Origin of the sequence: Streptomyces fungicidicus (genome assembly GCF_003665435.1) — a bacterium.
GTDB lineage: Bacteria > Actinomycetota > Actinomycetes > Streptomycetales > Streptomycetaceae > Streptomyces > Streptomyces fungicidicus.
On sequence record NZ_CP023407.1, the window covers coordinates 4129861 to 4148662 of the forward strand.

The 18802-nt window shown below is 74.3% G+C and carries 14 protein-coding genes; 7 read left to right on the top strand and 7 right to left on the bottom strand.

Annotation, left to right across the window (positions count from 1 at the left end; translation table 11 throughout):
- Positions 1-39: 39 nt before the first annotated feature.
- Positions 40-1854: a S9 family peptidase gene (locus CNQ36_RS18900; RefSeq protein ID WP_121546867.1), complete on the top strand. Its 1815-nt coding sequence runs from the start codon at positions 40-42 to the stop codon at positions 1852-1854.
- A 138-nt stretch (positions 1855-1992) separates the two neighbouring features.
- Here the strand turns inward: CNQ36_RS18900 and CNQ36_RS18905 are convergent, their stop codons facing one another.
- Positions 1993-3891, bottom strand: a complete 1899-nt coding sequence (locus CNQ36_RS18905) for an NAD-binding protein (RefSeq protein WP_121548511.1) — start codon at positions 3889-3891, stop codon at positions 1993-1995.
- Positions 3892-4022: 131 nt separating this feature from the next.
- Here CNQ36_RS18905 and CNQ36_RS18910 point away from each other — a divergent pair, with 131 nt between their 5' ends.
- Both CNQ36_RS18910 and CNQ36_RS18915 read left to right on the top strand, forming a co-directional pair.
- Positions 4023-5051, top strand: coding sequence for a permease (locus tag CNQ36_RS18910; RefSeq protein WP_398488138.1), 1029 nt, complete (start codon positions 4023-4025; stop codon positions 5049-5051).
- A complete protein-coding gene (locus CNQ36_RS18915) occupies positions 5048-5764 on the top strand; it encodes a TIGR03943 family putative permease subunit (protein WP_004928546.1) in 717 nt (238 codons plus the stop codon). Before CNQ36_RS18910 ends, CNQ36_RS18915 begins: the two co-directional genes overlap by 4 nt.
- Here the strand turns inward: CNQ36_RS18915 and CNQ36_RS18920 are convergent.
- Positions 5761-6045, bottom strand: coding sequence for a zinc-ribbon domain-containing protein (locus CNQ36_RS18920; RefSeq protein ID WP_004928543.1), 285 nt, complete (start codon positions 6043-6045; stop codon positions 5761-5763). The two genes, CNQ36_RS18915 and CNQ36_RS18920, sit on opposite strands and share 4 nt — an antisense overlap.
- A 210-nt stretch (positions 6046-6255) precedes the next feature.
- On the opposite strand from CNQ36_RS18920, the gene CNQ36_RS18925 reads away from it, so the two are divergent.
- From CNQ36_RS18925 to CNQ36_RS18935, 3 genes are all read left to right on the top strand, one after another.
- Positions 6256-6663: a VOC family protein gene (locus CNQ36_RS18925; RefSeq protein ID WP_121546868.1), complete on the top strand. Its 408-nt coding sequence runs from the start codon at positions 6256-6258 to the stop codon at positions 6661-6663.
- A 33-nt stretch (positions 6664-6696) separates the two neighbouring features.
- A complete protein-coding gene (locus CNQ36_RS18930) occupies positions 6697-7392 on the top strand; it encodes a TetR/AcrR family transcriptional regulator (protein ID WP_004928536.1) in 696 nt (231 codons plus the stop codon).
- Positions 7393-7492: 100 nt separating this feature from the next.
- Entirely contained in the window at positions 7493-8482 is a 990-nt protein-coding gene (locus CNQ36_RS18935) for an NAD(P)-dependent alcohol dehydrogenase (protein ID WP_121546869.1), read from the top strand.
- A gap of 16 nt (positions 8483-8498) precedes the next feature.
- On the opposite strand, the gene CNQ36_RS18940 is transcribed toward CNQ36_RS18935, so the two are convergent.
- Positions 8499-9488, bottom strand: a complete 990-nt coding sequence (locus CNQ36_RS18940) for a hypothetical protein (protein WP_206278470.1) — start codon at positions 9486-9488, stop codon at positions 8499-8501.
- Between the two features lie 1269 nt (positions 9489-10757).
- Here CNQ36_RS18940 and CNQ36_RS18945 point away from each other — a divergent pair.
- On the top strand, positions 10758-13742 hold the full coding sequence (locus CNQ36_RS18945) for an AfsR/SARP family transcriptional regulator (RefSeq protein WP_228313006.1): 2985 nt from the start codon (positions 10758-10760) through the stop codon (positions 13740-13742).
- Positions 13743-13864: 122 nt separating this feature from the next.
- Here CNQ36_RS18945 and CNQ36_RS18950 read toward each other — a convergent pair whose 3' ends face one another.
- The 4 genes from CNQ36_RS18950 to CNQ36_RS18965 all read right to left on the bottom strand — a co-directional run bounded on the left by CNQ36_RS18950 (position 13865) and on the right by CNQ36_RS18965 (position 18768).
- Entirely contained in the window at positions 13865-15472 is a 1608-nt protein-coding gene (locus CNQ36_RS18950) for a glycosyl hydrolase (RefSeq protein WP_228313007.1), read from the bottom strand.
- A gap of 30 nt (positions 15473-15502) precedes the next feature.
- A complete protein-coding gene (locus CNQ36_RS18955; protein WP_121546871.1) occupies positions 15503-16882 on the bottom strand; it encodes a hypothetical protein in 1380 nt (459 codons plus the stop codon).
- A gap of 100 nt (positions 16883-16982) precedes the next feature.
- Positions 16983-17474: a DUF4913 domain-containing protein gene (locus CNQ36_RS18960; protein WP_228313008.1), complete on the bottom strand. Its 492-nt coding sequence runs from the start codon at positions 17472-17474 to the stop codon at positions 16983-16985.
- A gap of 67 nt (positions 17475-17541) precedes the next feature.
- On the bottom strand, positions 17542-18768 hold the full coding sequence (locus CNQ36_RS18965) for a TrbL/VirB6 family protein (RefSeq protein ID WP_121546872.1): 1227 nt from the start codon (positions 18766-18768) through the stop codon (positions 17542-17544).
- Positions 18769-18802 lie beyond the last annotated feature (34 nt).

Below are 18802 nucleotides of genomic sequence, written 5' to 3' on the forward strand. Positions count from 1 at the left end.
CGGCGGCGCGATGCCCGCCGGGACGGGCAGTATGGGGTCATGACTGAGAGCAACGCGTCCGACGCGCCGGACATGCCCGACTGGGAGAAGCGCTTCCGGGCGCCCCGGGTGTCCCTTCCCGACTGGGCCGAGGACGCCCCCGACCGTTCCCTGTTCGTGTCGAACGCGACGGGGACGTACGAGCTGTACGCCTGGGACCGGTCGACGGGGGACCGGCGCCAGGTCACGGACCGGGCCAACGGCACGACGGACGGCGTGCTCTCGCCGGACGGCGAGTGGATCTGGTGGTTCGACGACAAGGACGGCGACGAGTTCGGCGTCTGGCGCCGGCAGCGGTTCTCGGGCGGCGAGGACGAGCTCGGGGCCCCGGGCCTGGACCCCTCCTACCCCGCCGGTCTCGCCCTGGGCAGGGACGGCCGCACGGCGGTCGTGGGCCGCTCCACGGACGAGGACGGCACGACGATCCACCTGGTCCGCACGGGCGAGGGTCCGGCGGAGATCTACCGGCATCGCGAGTCGGCGGGCGTCGGCGACCTCTCCCACGACGGCGCGCTGATCGCCGTGGAGCACACCGAGCACGGTGACGCGATGCACTCCGCGCTGCGCGTGCTGCGCCCGGACGGCACGACGGTCGCCGAGCTCGACGACACCGAAGGCGGGACGCGGGAGCTGGGCCTGGAGGTCCTCGGTTTCGCGCCGGTGGAGGGCGACACCCGGCTGCTCATCGGGCACCAGCGGCGCGGACGCTGGGAGCCCCTGGTGTGGGACGTGGCGACGGGGGAGGAGACGGACCTCGCCCTCGACCTGCCCGGTGACGTGAGCGCCGAGTGGTATCCGGACGGCAGCGGCCTGCTGATCGTGCACGGCTTCGAGGCCCGCGGCGAGATCTTCCGCTACGACCTCGCCGAGGGCCGGCTGGAGAAGGTCCCGACCCCGCCCGGCGCGGTCTCGGGCGCCACGGTCCGCCCCGACGGCAGCGTGGAGTACCTGTGGTCGTCGGCCGCCGTACCGCCGGCGGTGCGGTCCACGGCGGGCGGTGTGGTGCTGGAGCCGCCCGGGATGAAGTCGCCCGGGTCGGTGCCGGTGGAGGACGTGTGGGTGGAGGGGCCGGGCGGCCGTATCCACGCGCTGGTCCAGAAGCCGGCCGGGGCGACGGGTCCGCTGCCGACGGTCTTCGACATCCACGGCGGCCCCACCTGGCACGACAGCGACTCCTTCGCGGCCGGCCCGGCCGCCTGGGTCGACCACGGGTACGCGGTGGTCCGCGTCAACTACCGCGGCTCCACCGGCTACGGGCGGGCCTGGACCGACGCGCTGAAGCACCGGGTGGGCCTGATCGAGCTGGAGGACATCGCGGCGGTACGGGAGTGGGCGGTCGCCTCCGGCCTCGCGGACCCCGCCCGGCTGATCCTCACCGGCGGCTCCTGGGGCGGCTATCTCACCCTGCTCGGGCTCGGCACCCAGCCCGAGGCGTGGGCGCTGGGCATCGCGGCGGTTCCGGTCGCCGACTACGTCACGGCGTACCACGACGAGATGGAAGCGCTGAAGGCGATGGACCGCACGCTGCTGGGCGGCACCCCGGAGGAGGTCCCCGACCGCTTCGAGGCGTCGTCCCCCCTCACCTACGTGGACAAGGTGAAGGCGCCGGTCTACATCTCGGCGGGCGTCAACGACCCACGCTGCCCGATCCAGCAGATCGAGAACTACGTCAAGCGCCTGGAGTCCCGCGGCGCGGTCCACGAGGTCTACCGCTACGAAGCCGGCCACGGCTCCCTGGTCGTCGACGAACGCATCAAACAGGTCCGCCTCGAACTGACCTTCGCCACCAACCACCTCCCCGCCCAGCAGCCCTAGCTGCGGGCAGTCGTGCCTCCCCCAGTGCCCGAAAGGGCCTGGGAGGTACCCCCAGGGGCGGCACGGGTGGGCGCAGCGGCACCCCGCCAACGCGGGCAAGCGAAACCCACCCCCGCCCAGCCGCAGCGCGCACAAGCGCTACGTCGCGCTCCGCGCCCGCCGCCCCAGCAGCTCCGCCAGCCCCCGCCGGGTCGCCGCCAGCACCACCCGGTCCTCCGCCCGCAGCACATACGTGTCGGGAAGGTCCCACACCAGCCCCGCCCCCGGGACCTCCTCCGCACCACCACCCCCGCCCGCCCGCACCGCGGCCGTGTCGAGCGCCAGCACCCGCCACGCCCCCGCCCGGAACGCCTCCCCCACCGTCCGCCCCTCCAGCTGCGGATGCCCGCCCACACCCACCGCCGCGAACAGCAGCACCCGCCGCTCCACCGGGATCGCCCCTAGGATCTGCCGCCCCATCATCGCCACGGCGAACGCGGGCGCGGCCAGATGGGAGACGCTCCGGCTCCGTGTCAGCGCCAGCGGGTGCGCCGTCCGCAGCGTCCGGTACACGGCCTTCGCGAAGTCGTCGTCGTACAGCCGCAGCACCGCCCGCAGATCCGGCCGCACGGACCGCGCGTACAGCACCGCCTCGAGATTGGTGGTGTCCTCGCTGGTCAGCGCCAGCAGCGCGTCCGCGCGATGGATCTTCGCCGCCTCCAGCACCCCCTCCTGCGTGACGTCCCCCATCACCACCGGCACCCGCAGCCGCCGCGCCACGGGCATCCCCCGCGCCTCCGGGTCGGCCTCGACGCAGACCACCGGAATGTGCAGCTCCCGCAGCCGCGTCAGCACCCGCGTCCCGATCTTGCCGAGGCCCAGCAGCACCACGTGCCCGCCCAGCCCGCGCGGCGGCTTCCGCAGCGCCGACGCCGTACGGAACGTCCCCAGCGCCTCCAGCACCGCCGCGAGCAGCACCGGCAGCAGCAGCAACCCCACCAGCCCGGACAGCAGTTGCAGCACCTGCCGCCCCGTGGACTCGTGGTGCGCGGGCTCGTTGATCGCGAAGAGGTCGAGCAGCGTGACGTACGTGGCGTGCAGCGGGTCGTCGTCCGTGACCAGCGCCAGTACGACGGCGAGCGCGACCGTGGCCGCCACCAGTCCCGCCAGCGACCACCGCAGCCGCCGGGAGAACAGCGAGGCGAACGGCGGCACCCCGCCCCGCCGGGCGGGCAGCGGCGTCCCGGAGTACGACACCTGCTCCAGCACCACCGTCCCGCGCCCGGTGGCCTCCGCCACCGCCGCCGCGTCGGGCAGCAGCCGCGGGGCCTGGTCGCCGCTGTCGTCCTCCGAACCCTCGTCGCCCGCAGGGTCGTTGCTCGTCGCGGACAGCAGCGCCAGCGTGCACAGTCCGGGGTCGGCCACCTCGCCCGGCCGCGGGGGCCGGCGTTCCACCGCCCGCAGCAGCAGCCCGTCCGCGTCGACGACCTTGCTGGTGCCGACGAGCGCGGTGGCGACCAGCGCGGGCGCGGTGGTGTCGGCGTCGGACAGCACGGTCGTGGAGACATCGGCGCCGGCCCGGTCCGCCGCCCCGCCGCCGCCCGCCAACTCGGCTGCCTGGTCGAGCAGTTCCTCGATGTGCTGGCCCAGCCGCCGGTTGTACAGCCGGAGCACCAGCCGCAGCCGGGGGTTGAGCCGGCGGGCGGTCAGGGCGGCGCGGATGTTGGTCTCGTCGTCGTCGTACACCAGCGCCAGCGCGGCGGCCCGCTCCACCCCGACCTCGGCGAGCACGGTCTCGGTCGGCTCGGCCGCCTCCACCACCCGCTCGCCGGCTCCGGAGGGCGAAGTACCGTCGGGAGAGCCGCCGTTGCCCCGGTTGACGGCGGTCACCACTCGGTCGATGAGTGCGGCGGAGGCCGCCCGGGCCCGCCCCACCACCGGCTGCCGTCCGCCGAGCCGCCCGGCGGGCGGCACCACGAGGGCCACCTGTTCGCGGTACACCCCGCGCAGTTCGGCGGCGAGCCGGTGCGCCAGCCCGTCGTCGCCGCACACCACCATGTGCGCCGAAGGGTCGCTGGGCAGGGCGGGGTTGGGAAGGAGGCTCACCACAGGGGAAGAGACTGCCTCATCGCGGCGGCCGGTTCCAGACGGCGGCTGAACGGCCGCGCCCCGTCCCGCGTATCAAGGGGGTGGCCCTCACCAGACAGTCCCCGCGCGGAGCCGGCGCACCCGGCGACGCACGGCAGGGGAAGGAGCCCGTCGAGGAGCCCCGCCACCTCGACTCCGCGCTCCTGCTCACCCTGCTCCTGCTCACGGCCGTGATGTTCCAGGACCCGGTGCGCCGCGCCCTGGCCGCCCCGGTGATGCAGAGCTGGATGACGGTGTTCGTGGCGGTGGTGCTCCAGGCCCTTCCGTTCCTGGTGCTCGGCGTCCTGCTGTCGGCGGCCATCGCGGTGTTCGTCCCGCCGTCCTTCTTCGCCCGCGCCCTGCCGAAGCGCCCGGCGCTGGCCGTCCCCGTGGCGGGCGCGGCGGGCGCGGTGCTGCCGGGCTGCGAGTGCGCGTCCGTGCCGGTGGCGGGCGCCCTGGTGCGCAGGGGAGTGGCCCCGGCGGCGGCCCTGGCGTTCCTGCTGTCCGCCCCCGCGATCAACCCCGTCGTGCTGACGGCGACCGCGGTCGCCTTCCCGGACGCCCCCGAGATGGTCCTCGCCCGCTTCGTCGCGAGCCTGCTGGTGGCGTGCGCGATGGGCTGGCTGTGGCAGCGTCCCGGCCGCGCCGACCGGCTCCGCACGCCCTCCCGTTCGTCGTACGAGGGTCAGGGCAGGGGCCCGGCGTTCTGGGGCTCCGTACGGCACGACGTGACGCACGCCGGCGGCTTCCTGGTAATCGGCGCGATGGCGGCGGCGACGCTGAAGGCGGTGGTCCCGGCGGAGTGGCTGCGTGCCGCGGCCGGACACCCGGTGCTGTCGGTGCTGGCGCTGGCCGCCCTCGCCGTGCTGCTGTCGATCTGCTCGGAGGCGGACGCGTTCGTGGCGGCGTCACTGACCCAGTTCTCGCTGACGGCCCGGCTCGCGTTCCTCGTCGTGGGCCCCATGGTCGACCTGAAGCTCTTCGCCATGCAGGCGGGCACCTTCGGCCGCCCCTTCGCCCTGCGCTTCGCCCCCGCGACCCTCGCCCTGGCGGTGGCCGTGTCGGCCCTGACGGGAGCGGTGCTGCTGTGAGGGGGAACCTCAACCACCAGGCCCAGGCGGCCCTGCTGTTCCTGCTCGGCGCGACCGTGCTGCACGCCGGACTGACCGACCTCCACCTGCGGTACGTCAAGGCGGGCCTGCGTCCGCTGCTCCTGCTGTCGGGAGCGGTGCTGATCGCGACGGCGGCGGCGACGGTCTGGTACGCGTGGCGCCGCCCGCGGCGCGCGGAGGGCCACCGGGAGCCCCGTGTCTCCTGGCTCCTGACCCTGCCCCTGTTCGCCCTGATCCTGGTCGCCCCGCCGGCCCTGGGCTCCTACAGCGCCACCCACACCGGCACGGCCCTGCGGGAACCGCTCGGCTTCCCGGACCTGCCCGCCGAGGGCCCCCTGCGCCTCGGCGTCGGGGAGTACGCGGCCCGCGCGGTCTACGACCACGGCCGCCACCTGCGGGGCCGCTCGATCAGCGTCACCGGTTTCGTGGCCCTGGACGGCGACGGCGCCCCGTACCTGGTCCGCATGGGCCTCAACTGCTGTGCCGCAGACGCCCAGCCGGTCAAGATCGCCCTCGCCGGGGAGGTGCCCCCGGTGCTGCGGCCGGACACCTGGCTGGAGCTCACCGGCGCCTACAGCCCGCGGCGCACCACGGACCCGGTCAACGACGGCCCGGTCCCCTACTTCGAGGTCACCGCCGCCGAACCCGTCCCGGCCCCCGCCGACCCGTACGACGACGCCTGGGCGGGTTAGGACCCGTACGGCTGCTGCTGCGACCGCTGCCCGCTGTCCGGGCCGCCGACGGCCTGCGCCTGGAGCTGCTCGGCCTGCTCCGCGGTCAGCTTCTGCTCCGCGCCGCAGAAGGTGCACTGCGTCGTGTACTTCGTCGAGACCGGGAACAGCGGCACGAAGAACAGGGTGAACTTGGTGACCCGCTTCCTGAGCGTGTGCGCGGACGGGTTCCCGCACTGCGCGCACACCAGCGTGAGTATCGCGAGCTGGTACAGATACCCCTTGGTACCAAAAATGATCATGTCGTCGATCCTTCCCGGGCCCCCGGCCCCCGAACCACCTCATCAGACGGTGACCGCGGTCGGCAACGTCACCGGCCGGAACACTGCCGCACCCTGCACAAGCGCACCGGCCCCCGGAGGCGGCACGCTTCCCCCACGACCGAAGCCGGTGGTGACGAGGGTGTCGTCACGTAGGCGTTCCGCCCGACCTCCCGGAGAGAAGAGGCAGCCGTGCAGATCACCGTCTCCACCGTGTCGCTCACCGTCGACGACCTGTCCGCCTCGCGGCGGTTCTTCACCAGCCACCTCGGCTACCGGGAGATCGCCGCCGCCGACGGATTCGCCTCACTGACCCGGGGTGACGCGGCCGTCGACCTCGTGCTGCTGCGCGACGGCGCCGAGGTCCCGCCCGCCGTCCGGCGCGACCGGGCCGGCGGGGACTTCGCCCTGGCCTTCACGGTCACCGGCATCGAGGCCGAGGAGGAGCGGCTGCGCGAGCGGGGGGTGGCCGTCACCATGCCGCTGCGCAAGGAGCCGTGGGGCGAGCGGCTGTTCCAGGTCACCGACCCCAACGGGATCGTCGTCCGGTTCGTGGAGTGGGCGGCGCCCGGGCAGGCGGGTGCGGGCGCGTACGCCTAAGGTGGACGCCGTACACCGGGGCGCCGAGAGGGGATGGCGGAGATCAGCAGGCAGGCCGACGCCGTCCACCGGACCCGCACCCCCCTGAGCAGGCAGCGGGTGCTGTCCGCCGCCGTCGCCCTGGCCGACGAGGGCGGGGTCGACGCGCTCAGCATGCGGAAGCTGGCGCAGGAGCTCGGTGTCGTGCCGATGGCGCTGTACAAGCACGTGGCCCACAAGAACGAGCTGCTGGACGGCATGATCGACGTCCTCGTCGGCGAGATCGACCCGCCGGTCGCGGACACCGACTGGAAGACCGCCGTCCGGCTGCGGGTGCTGTCCGCCCGCCGCATGCTGCTGCGTCACCCGTGGGCGTCCGGGATCATCGAGGCGCGGATGAAGGCGCGGGCCGCGCCGACCCCCGCGGTGCTGGCGTACCTGGACTCGATGATCGGGATCTTCCGGGCCGGGGGATTCTCCGTCGGCCTGGTCCATCACGCGATGCACGTCATGGGCAGCCGGCTGCTGGGCTTCTCCCAGGAGCTGTTCGACGACGCCCCCGGCCGCGAGCCGGACCCGGACGCGCCGCCGCCGGAGGAGATGGCCGCGCGCTACCCGCACATCGCCGAGCTGGCGAGCGCGGTCGCCCATGACGCCGGGTCCGTCGTCGGCTCAGGATGCGACGACCAGTACGAATTCGAGTTCGCCCTCGACCTGACCCTGGACGGTCTGGCCCGGCTGCTGCCCTGACCCCGCCCCGCCCCCACCCCGCCCCTTCCGGGCCCTTGCCAGGTGTACGGCGTACACCCATGATGGGGTGTACGCCGTACACCCTTGAGGGGGGATACGGATGAAGGCGATCGTGCAGGAGCGCTTCGGGCCACCGGACATCTTGCGACTGGCAGACGTCGACCGCCCCGAGCCGGGGGCCGGCCAGGTACGGGTGCGGGTGCACGCCGCCGCGCTCAACCCCTACGACTGGCACATGATGCGCGGCGACCCGTACGCGGCCCGGCTGACGCCGGGGGTCGGGCTGACCCGGCCGAAGGCGCGGGTGGCCGGGATCGACGCCGCCGGACGGGTCGAGGCGGTCGGCCCGGACGTGCGCGGACTCCGGCCCGGCGACGAGGTCCTGGGCTTCTGCACGGGAGCCTTCGCCGAGTACGCGTGCACCACCGAAGGCATGCTGGTCCGCAAACCCGCGGCGCTGACCTTCGAGCAGGCCGCGGCCCTCCCGATGGGGGCGGTGACGGCCCTGCGCGGCATCCGGACCGTGGGCCGGGTGGGGGAGGGACAGCGGGTGCTGGTCAACGGGGCCGGCGGCGGGGTGGGCACGTGCGCCGTGCAGATCGCCGTCTCCCTCGGCGCCGAGGTCACCGCGGTGTGCGGCGACGGCAACGCCGGGCTGGTGCGCTCCCTGGGCGCCGCGCACGTCGTCGACTACACCCGCGAGGACTTCACCGCCGCCGGCGCACGCTACGACGTCGTCCTGGACAACGTGGGCAACCACCCGACGGGGCGGCTGCGCCGGACGCTCACCCCGACGGGCACGCTGGTGGCCAACGCCGGCGGTTCGCCCGGCCGGGTGTTCGGCGCGATGGGCGCCACGCTGAAGCTGCTCGCCGCCGGCGCCCTCGCCCGGCAGCGGCTCCGGGTGATCCTCCCGGCGGTCCCGTCCGGACCGGTCCGGGAGGACCTGCGGGACGTCGTCGCGCTCGTCGAGGCCGGCCGCCTCACCCCGGTGGTCGGCAGGACGTTGCCGCTGGCGGAGGCGGCCGCGGGCATGCGCCTGGTGGAAGAGGGACACGCCCGCGGCAAGGTCGTACTGACGGTGGGGTGAGGGGCCGCCGTGCGGGTCACACCGTGAGCTTGACGGCTTCCAGCCAGACGTCGTTCTCGAGGGTGCCCCCGAAGACGAAGTCGGGGCGGGGCTTGCTGCACACCCGCCCGCCCCAGTCGCGCTGGCGCAGCCGGATGGTGTTGCAGATCTCGCCGCTGCCCACGTTCAGGGCGAAGCCCAGCATGTTCGGGGCGTCCTTCTTCGGGCTGCCGATGGTGTAGTTCTTGCCGTTGCCGGTGACGGCCGTCCACGACGGCTGCCACTCACCGCGGCCGTCGACCGGCTTCGCGGAGTGCCGGAAGGCGTTGCCTGCCGAGCCGTCGACGCCGTGCACCGCGATGTTCAGGGCCTTGATCGGCCGGTTCTGGCCCGTGGTGCCGGCCATCGTGCCGTCGCACACCGGCTTCTGCCAGCCCCGCCCGGAGACGTACGCGCGGTAGCAGATGTGCCGTCCGGAGGGGTCGCTCGCGGCGAGCCGCTTCACGGCGGTGGCGGCGGTGTCCTGCGGGGGCTTCGCCGTGACGGTGGTGGTGTTCCCGGGGGCCGTGGCGGTCACGGTGACGGTGACGCCCCCGCCGCTCTGCGTGCCCGTGGTGTCCTTGGGCTTCGGCTTGCCCTTTTCCTTGCCCTTGTCCTTGTCCTTCGCGTCGTCCTCGGCCGACGGCGAGGTGGTGACCGGAGGGGGCGGCGAGATCGGCCGCGGGGGCGCCGTGAGGCTCGGCGACGCCTCGGCGGAGGCGGAGCTGCCGGCGGCGGCCTGTTCCTGGTTGCCGCCGTCGTCCGAGCCGCCGCTGCCGAGCACCACCAGCGGGATGATGACCAGGGCGGCCACACCGAGTGCCACGGGTCCGACGACCAGGGGCCGGCTGAGCAGCCCGGGGCCCTCGAACTCGTCGTCCGACTGCCGGGAGCCGGCCCTGCGGACGGGCCTGGGCAGCGGCCCGCTCCGGCCCCCGTCCCCCGCCCGCCCTCCGGACCAGGGCCCCGAATCCGCCCCCAGCCCCACTTCCGGCTCATCCCCCGACCCCGAACCCGCCCCGGCTGCGAATCCCGCCCCGGCTGCGGATCCCGCCCCGGCTGCGGACCCTGCCCCGGCTGCGGATCCCGCCCCGGCTCGCAGGCTCGCTCCTGACCCCGCTCCCCGGCCCGTTCCCGTTCCGGCACTCGGCTCAGCACCCAGCCCGGCTTCGGACTCCGGTCCGGCACCCGGACCTGCCCCCGGCCCGGCACCGAACTCCGGTCCCGCACCCGGACCCGCCCCCGTGCCGAACTCCGGTCCCGCTCCCAGCTCTGCTCCGGACTCCGGCCACGTACCGGGACCGGTTCCCAGGCCTGCTTCCGGATCTGCTCCGGGGCTCGCTCCCAGGCCCGCACCCGTCTCGGCACCGGACTCCGGTCCCGTACCGGGGCCTGCTTCCAGGCCCGCTTCGGGCTCTGTTCCGCGGCTCTTGCCGAGCCCCGCTCCCATGCCCGCGCCGGCACCGGATTCCGGTCCCGCTCCCGCTCCTGGGGCCGCTTCCAGATCTGCTCCGGGCCCAGCGCCGAACTCCGGTGTACCCGGAACCGCTTCAGAACCTGCTTCCGTCCCGGCACTCGGCACGGCCCCGGGCGCCCGTCCCGGCCCGGCCACGGGGATAACCCCCGTGTCGCCAGGGCGTGGTGGGGGTGGGCCCTCGGGTTCGGGGAGGGTGTACGTCGCCTCGTCGATGCCGGCGTCGGTGGCGGGGGCCGGCGTCGGCGTCGGCATGGGGGACGGGGGCGCCGGCGGACCCTGTTCCCGCAGCGCGCTCGAGCCGTCCGGGGCGACCTCGACGAACGCCACGTAGCCCGCGGCGGGATCGGAGATCGCCGCCGTGACCGTGGTGTCCCGGTCCCGCGCGTGTCCGTGCAGGAGGTCGAGGATCGCGGCGTCGACCGCCTCCCCCTCGGCCACCGGCACCGGTTCACCGTCGACGGCGGCGGAGCCGTCACCGGAGATGACCACCGTGAAGTGCGGGAGCACGGCGTGTTCGCCTCCGGTGACCGGCCCGTCCGCCGCTTCTCCCTCGCCCCGGCTCATACGCGTTCCTCTCTGGCGTCCCCGGCCGCAGGACCCGGCCGGCGCCGTGTCGGCGTTGCCCGCGTACCGCAACGGGCGCCGGCCGGAAAAGGTTCAACTCCCCCGCGACAAGCGGCAGAACGGCGGATTCGGCGATGACACGGACGGAATGGCACGTTCCGTCCTGCCGACGGAGACGGAGCGCTGTCGCACTAGAGTCCGAGGGTGGACCACTACGTGAATTCCCTTCGTTTCGCCGTGCTGGGACCGGTCCGGGCATGGCGCGGGAAACAGGAACTGGACCTCGGCTCCCCGCAGCAGAAGGTGGTACTGGCGGCGCTGCTGCTGCGGCGCGGTCGGCCCCTGCCGCTCGGTGAACTCCTCGACGCCGTCTGGGGGGAGCAGCCCCCCACGGCCGCCGTGTCCGTCCTGCGGACCTATGTGTCGCGGCTGCGCAAGGTGCTGGAGCCCGACCGCGGCCCGGTGGGGCAGCCGAGGGTGATCGTCTCCGTCGGCGACGGATACGCGCTGCGGATCCCGGACGACGCCCTGGACCTCGCCGTGTTCCAGCGGCGGGTCACGGAGGCGAAGCGGGCGCGCGCCGCGGGCGACGTGTCGGGCGCCGCGGAACTGCTGCACACCGCACTCGACGGATGGCGGGGAGCCGCGCTGGCCGGACTGCCCGGCCCGCTGGGCGAGACCGTGTCCGCCTGGCTGGACGAGGAGTGGCTGACCGCCCTGGAGGCGCGGCTGGACGCCGACATCGAGCGCGGACGCCACCACGAGGTGATCGCCGAGCTGATCCCGCTCACCGGCACCCACCCGCTGCGGGAGGAACTGAGCCGGCTGCTCATGCTCGCCCTGTACCGGTCCGGGCGGCAGGCCGAGGCGCTGGCCGCGTACCGCGGGACCCGCGGCGCCCTGGTGAGGGAGCTGGGCGTCGAACCCGGCGCCCCGCTGCAGGAGTTGCGGGACCGCATCCTGGCCGCCGACCCGTCCCTGCTCCCGCACCCGGCCCCTGCCCCCGCACCGCCCGCCCCGCCCGAGCCGTCCGTCACCGCCCCCGCGGACGCCCGTACGGCGGCCGAGGAGCCGGAACCGTACGAACCGGACCGCTCCGCCTCCTCGGCCCCGCACGCCGCCCGCTTCGAGGCGGCGCGCCCCGCGCAACTCCCCGCCGATCTGCCCACCTTCGCCGGACGGCACGAGGAACTCGACCGCACCAACGCCCTGTTACCCGCGGACGGCAGTCCTCCGTCGACCGTGGTGATCAGCGCGATCGGCGGCATGGGCGGCATCGGCAAGTCAACCCTCGCCGTGCACTGGGCGCATCGCGTGGCGGACCGGTTCCCCGACGGCCAGCTCTACATCAATCTGCGCGGCTTCGACCCGACCGGCTCGGCGGTGACCCCCGACGACGCCGTGCGCACCTTCCTCGACGCCCTCGGCGTCCCCCCGATGCGCATCCCGGCCGGTCTCGACGCGCAGGTGGCGCTGTATCGCAGCCTGCTCGCGCGGCGCAGGGTGCTGGTGCTGCTCGACAACGCCCGCGACACCGAACAGGTCCGCCCGCTGCTGCCCGGCTCCCCGGGCTGCCTGGTCATCGTCACCAGCCGCAACCGGCTCACCGGCCTGGTCGCGGGTGAGGGCGCGCACCCGCTGACCCTGGACCAGCTGACCTCCGCGGAGGCGCGCGACCTGCTGGCCCTGCGTCTGGGCACCGACCGGCTGGCCGCGGAACCGCGGGCGGCGGACGAGATCGTCAGCCGGTGCGGCCGGCTGCCGCTCGCGCTCGCCATCGTCGCCGCCCACGCCCGCGCCCACCCCGACTTCCCGCTCAGCGCCATCGCCGACGAGGTGAGCGACAGCCACGGCAGTCTGGACGCCTTCGCCGGCGGCGACGACATCACCACCGACGTACGGGCCGTCTTCTCCTGGTCCTACAAGGCGCTGTCGGCCCCGGCGGCACGCGTGTTCCGGCTGCTGGGCCTGCACGCGGGGCCGGACGTCTCGGCGCCCGCGGCGGCCGCGCTCGCCGGTCTCGCCCCGCGTGCGGCCCGCGCTCTGCTGACGGAGCTGACCCGCGCCCATCTGCTCACCGAGCACCGTCCGGGCCGCTTCACCCTGCACGACCTGCTGCGCGTCTACGCCGCCGAACGGGTCCGCGCCGAGGAGACGCCCGAGGAGCGGGACCTGGCCCTGCGGCGGCTGCTCTCCTGGTACCTGCACACCGCCGACGCGGCCTACCCGCACATCACCCCCAACCGCCGCCGCATCCGCCTGGAGCCGTGGGACGGTGAGTGCCCGCCGCTGGAGTTCCCGACGCAGGAACGCGCGGTGGAGTGGTGCGAGACGGAGCGCTCCAACCTGGTCGTCGCGGTGCACCAGGCCCACCAGGCCGGGCAGACCGGCATCGCGTGGCGGCTGCCCGCCGTCCTGTGGGGCTTCTTCTACCTGCGCAGTCACACGCACGACTGGCTGGACACCTCCCGCACCGGGCTGGCCGCCGCCCGCGCGGCCGGGGACCGGGAGGGGGAGGCCCAGAGCCTGTCCGACACGGCCGCCGCGCTGCGCAGCTCCGGCCGGCCCGACGAGGCCATCGAGCTCCTGCACGAGGCGCTGGAGCTGAACGAGGAACTCGGCGACGGTGAGGCCAGGTCGTCGGTGATCTCCAACCTGGGCGACGCCTACCTGCACGCCGGCCGGCTCGACAAGTCCGTCGAGTACACCCGTCGCGGGCTCGCCCTCGACCGCGTCGCGGGCAGTGTCTGGGGGGAGGGCATCGCCCTGTCCAACCTGGGCGACGCCTACCAGCGGATGGGCCGCTACGACGAGGCCCTGGGCTGCCTCGAGCGGGCGCTGGTCGTGCTGCGGGCGGGCGGCAACCGCTGGGTCGAGGGCGTCACGCTCGACATCCTCGGCACCATCCACCGCCGGCTCGGCCACTACGCCGAGTCCGTCGAGCACTACCGTCAGGCGCTCGCCACGCACCGGGACATCGGCAACCGCTGGGGCGAGGGCCACACCCTGGGCCACCTCGGGGACGCCCATCTGGACGCCGACGAGCCGGAGGCCGCCCGCACGAGCTGGCGGCAGGCCCTGGCGATCTTCGCGGAGTTCGGCCATCCGGACGCGGAGAAGATCCGTGAGCGGCTCGCCGGTCTGCGCGCCGGAGCGGCGGGCGCACGCGGCCGCGGGGCCGCGCCGAGACGGACCGCCTGACATGGATCTCCCTCGCCGGTGAAGCGCGCCGGGCCACCCCCGGCGCTCACCCCGGACAACGGCTGGGAGGTGAGGACGGTTCAACTCCGCGGGGAACCGTCCTCACCTCCTACGGCGATACCTCAGCGCACCTCGCGGTAGACGCGCCCGCTCGCGTTGGCGACCGCGCCGTCGTAGAGCCCCGTGGGGCTCGTCTCCCTGGACAGCGCGAACCACGCGTAGCGCTCGACGAAGCCGAGGCCGTTCAGCATCTCGGTCGAGGACCGGATGAACGCGGTCTGCTCCTGCTCGCTGGGGTAGCGCGGGGTGCCGCCGGAGAAGTCGATCAGCCCGTACTCCGTCAGCCAGACCGGCTTGTCGTACCGCTCGTGCACGGCCTGCAGATAGCCGCGCAGCTGGTTGGCCGCGTCGGGGCCGAAGTCGGCTCCGTACCAGTGCACGGGGATGAAGTCGACGCGCAGACCGCGCTGCTGCGCCCCCTTCATGAAGCGGTCCAGCCAGCCGTCCGCGACGTCCCCGCCGGAGGCGACCGCGGGGGCGCCCAGGCGCAGACCGGTGGACTCCAGCCGGGGCCACAGGTCGAGTGCCTGCTCGGGCGTCATGTTGGCCTGGCCGGGATGGTCCGGTTCGTTGAAGCCGAGGAGCGCCTTGCCCTCCTCGGCGGCCTTTCCGAGTTCCGCGTCGGTGACCGAGCCGGGGCCCCAGATCATCGGGACGAACTCGACGCCCTCCGGCCGGTTCACACCGGCGCCGGAGGAGGCCCAGTTGAAGTACCAGGACGAGCCGGAGTCGGCCAGGGCCTCGGACGCGCCGGCCACCGGGTTCAGGCCGACGCCCTTGCGGGAGGCGGCCGGTGTGCCGCCGCCGTCGCCGGGCTGCTCGGTGACCGCGGGGGCGGGCGGGGGAGCCGGGTCACCGCCGTTGCCGTGGAAGGTGACGGTCATGCCGGTGCACTGCCTGCACTGGTACACGACCTGGTTGCCCTGCTCGGCGTCGTGCTTGGACCAGCTGTAGGCGGTGGGGCACTTCGCGGCCAGCGCGTCGCTGTACGGGGTCTTGGCGTCCCGGTTCGGGTTGACGCACACCAGCGACCGGCCGGAGGCCTCGTCCTTGACCAGGTTCTCCGCCGGGCAGGCGGCCAGCAGGTCGGTGGCGCAGCCCGCCGGGGTGCACTCGCCCGACTCGGGCGGGGTCACGCCGTCCGGCGTGATGGTGATCGGCGACGCGACCGCGTTGACATAGCTGACGTTGTACCAGGGGGCCAGGCTGTCCCGGGGGTCGAAGTTGAACTCGGCGAGACCGGTGGGCTGTTCGCCCGTCACACACCGGTCGGCCCAGGGCCCGCAGTCGCCGACGGCGCAGTGGAACGTGCTGCCCTCCTCACCGGTGCAGCCCTCGCGGGCGAAGAACTTGCCGCGCCAGTGCCCGGCCCCGGAGCGCTCGGGGATCGTGATGGTGGCCGACTGGCCCGGGTCCACCGTCGGCAGTCCGGTGAGCCCGGTCGATCCGTCCGCGTTGACCGTGCTGCCGATCCAGATCCGGTGGTCCGTGGTGTTGCGGAAGGTGACGGTGTGCTCGGGGGAACCGGCGTCCGCGGCCGGTGTGCCCGCGATCTCCACGCCGTCCTGGCGCTGGCTCTGGAGCAGCAGCGCGGTGCCGGTGACCCCGGCGACCACCAGGAGCAGCGCCAGCAGGAACGAGGTGCGCCTGCGCATGAGGGGTCTACGCACGGGGTGCGCCTCCCGTGGGGGCGACGTACGTCATGTCCGTCCTCTCTTCTGGGGGGTGGGGGTGGGTGTGTGGACGGGTGCCGGGCTGCGCGGCCTCGTCGGCGAGTCGGCGCCGCCCGGGGTCGTGGGGGTGCGTGAGGGCCCGAGCGTGTCGAGCGAGCTGCGCACGGCCGCGTGTCCGTCGCCGCTGAGCAGGGACGGCAGGGGCGCGGCCGGTGACAGCAGGGGAGACACCGGCGGACCGGGACTCGTGGGGGTGCTGCTGCGGGTGCTCGTGGGGGTGCCGTCCACCGAGCCGGCGGCGTACGAGGCACGCTCGGACTGGGCGGCCCGCTCGGCCGCGAGGAAGGCGTGCCCGTCGAAGGTGTCGGTGGCGCGCGGGGTGACGGTGGGGTTGTTGCCGAGCTGCTCCCGGTGGACCTCGGTGGCGGTCCTGAAGGCCTCGCCGCCGAGGTCGTCGGTGGGGCTGGGGGAGGCGGTGGCACCGATGCCGCGCTGTTCCCACTGCATCCGCCGGGCCGCCTCGATGGCCTGGCCGTCGGTCATCTCGCCGGCGCGGGGCAGCTCGAAGCTGCTCCGCTCCCGCACCTCGGCCGCCTGCGCGTCCGGCTGTTCCCGTGACGCCGGACGCTCCCAGCGCGCACGCAGCGCCGCGAAGTGTTCCGCGTCGGCCGCCATGATCCGGTCCCGGGCGGCGTTCAGCGCCTCGTCGGCGGTGAGGGTGCTCGCGTTCGATTCCGTCCGCGTGCTGCTGTCGGTGGCGGTGGGCGTGCGGGGGACCGGCGCGGTCCGGGAGGCGTCGTCGCGCGCCGCCGCGCGCTCCCGCGGCGCCGCGGGCGGGGACGTCTCCCGCAGCGCCTCCCGCATCTGCGCGTTGGCGGCGTACCGGGCGACGGTCGGCATGCTCCCGGGGGACTGCTCGAACGCCTTCTTCCACCGCTCGTCGGTCCTGACCAGGTGGAGCACCGCGTCCTCGAACGCCTCGTGCTGCAACGTGGAGAGCCGGCCGATCCGCTGCCCGAGGCGTGCCAGTTCCGGGTGGGCCGGCGGCCCGGAGGCCGCTCGGGGCGCCTCCCGGGCGGACATCTGGGCGGGCGTCTGCGCGAAGGTCTGCGCGGGCGTCTGGGCCGGGGCAGGAGGCCAGGGCCCGCCCGCGTCGACGGCGGGGGCGGCGGCGTAATCCTGGCCGGGCGGGCCCGACCCGCGGCCGGCGAGCCGGTCGAAGAGCCGGCGCAACTCGGCCGAGAGACGGGTCCAGAGGCCCGCCGTGTCCCCGGCGTTCCGTCCGGTGTCGCGGCGCTCGTTCCTCAGCCGGTACTCGGCCTTGATGAGATCACGGGCGAGACCGACTTCGGGACGTTCCTTGACCAGCCGGTTCCGGTTCGGGGAGGCCGCGTTGTCATCCGCCACGGTGCCCCTCTCTCAGGTCGGAAGGTGCGGACACGAGGCGACAACGGGCCGGAACGGGCGGGCGGTTCAAATGCCCCCGGCCCGGTGCCGCCTCGCCCGGTCACCCGGCGGGCGGCGGTGCCCCCGGCGGCGGTCCGAACGGGTCGAGGATGTCGACGGGGGGAGCCTCCTTCGCGCGGTGGGCGCCGGGCTTGCAGCCGGCGAAGGGGCCCTGCGGATCCCGGAGGGCGGACATCACCGGCCCCAGGTAGTCGCGGTGCCAGTTGGCGGGCCCGATCGCCTCGGAGCCCGGCCCGGTCATGTCCCCCCAGGCCAGCCACAGGCCGTGCAGCTGGGCGACCGCCTCCGGGTGCTCCCACCAGCGGCCGCACCACGGGGCGGTGGAGGTCACCTCCCTGCCGTACACCGGCAGCAGCACGTGGTGCGTCCACAGGGTGAGGCGGCGCAGGGTGTCCGCGTACTCGGGGCCCTCCAGATAGAGGATGAACTTGGGCGGGGAGGGCCCTTCGGGTGCGGGGGGCGGCGGGTTCTCCCGCTTCGCCTCCCGTTCCCAGGTCCGCTCCGGCTTTCCGGCGGCGGTGTCGGTCGTCATGCTGCTCCTGGGTGCGACCGCCCGGCGGGGGCCGAACCGGCCCCCGCCGGACGCTCATGGATCGTTCCTACATGGACGGGCCGCTGCCGCCCTGCCTCTGGTGCTGGCTGCCCTGGTGCTGGTGGCCGCCCCTGTGCCTGGTGGTGTTGTAGCCGGACTGCTGGCTGTTCTGTCCGTCCGTCGGGTAGTAGGAGTAGGTGGAGGCCGAGCTGGACACCGGGTTCTGCGGGTAGTAGTTGCCCTGCTGGTACGACTGCTGGGTGGGGTTGTACGACCCGGACGTGTACGGCTGCTGGGTGGGGTTGTACGACCCGGACGTGTACGGCTGCTGGGTGGGGTTGTACGACCCGGAGGTGTACGGCTGCCGGGGGTAGGGCGCCGGGGCGGGCTGCTGGCCGTACGGGTCGCTGCTGGTGGACACCGAGCTGTGCCGGGTGCTGTGCGGCGAGAGGTCGGAGAGCTGGTAGCCCTGCATCTGCTGGGTCAGCGACGTCATGCTCGCGTGGTACGGCGTATCCAGCTGGTATCCGGCGGGCGGCGCGGCCGAGCTCGCGCTGGAGGAGACCGGCGGCAGCGGGGCCCGGGGCGCGGGGGTCTGCTGCTGGTTCTGGAGCCAGGGGGACGCCCCGGCGGCCAGCCCGGAGCCGATGGCGCCCACGGCCATGCCCATCTGGGCGGTGCTCGCACTCGATATCGCGCCGGTGCTGTAGCCGCCGTACACGCCCGCGAACCCGGCCGCGGCCAGGTCCAGGCTCATCTGCGCGTAGTTGACCTTCTTCGCCGTCTCACCGGGGTGCTTGTAGTTCCACCAGAGCTTGGAGAGTTCCTTGCCGCCCCGGTAGCCGGACACCAGCCCGGAGATGGTGACACCGCCGCCGTAGGCCGCCTGACCGCTGGTGGAGGAGGGCGCCGCCGCCGGCTGGCCCGCGATGCCGGCGCCCTGCAGGATGGCGCCGCCGCCGACGCCGAGGGACTCGATCAGCCGGGTGTCGTTCTCCGCGACCCACTTGGCGGTCGAGGAGGCGCTGCTCTTGATCCCCGAGGCGACCTTGTTGCCCACCCGGTAGAACCACTCGTTGCTGCCGGCCGGGGACCAGGCGGTCCGCTGTGGGATCTCCCGCAGGGACTCCGGGTCCAGGTTCGGGGCGTTCCGCAGGACGCGTTCCGACGGGGGAGCCGGCGGCAGCGTCTCGAAGAGCTCCCGCAGTCCATAGCTGGATGCGCTGGAATCGCTCTCTCGGCTTCCCGACGACCCCGTGGGTGAGTTCTTGCGCTTCTTGTCCTTGGGTGGCATGCCGTACCTCCTTGTGGTCCGGTGCGGAGCCGGA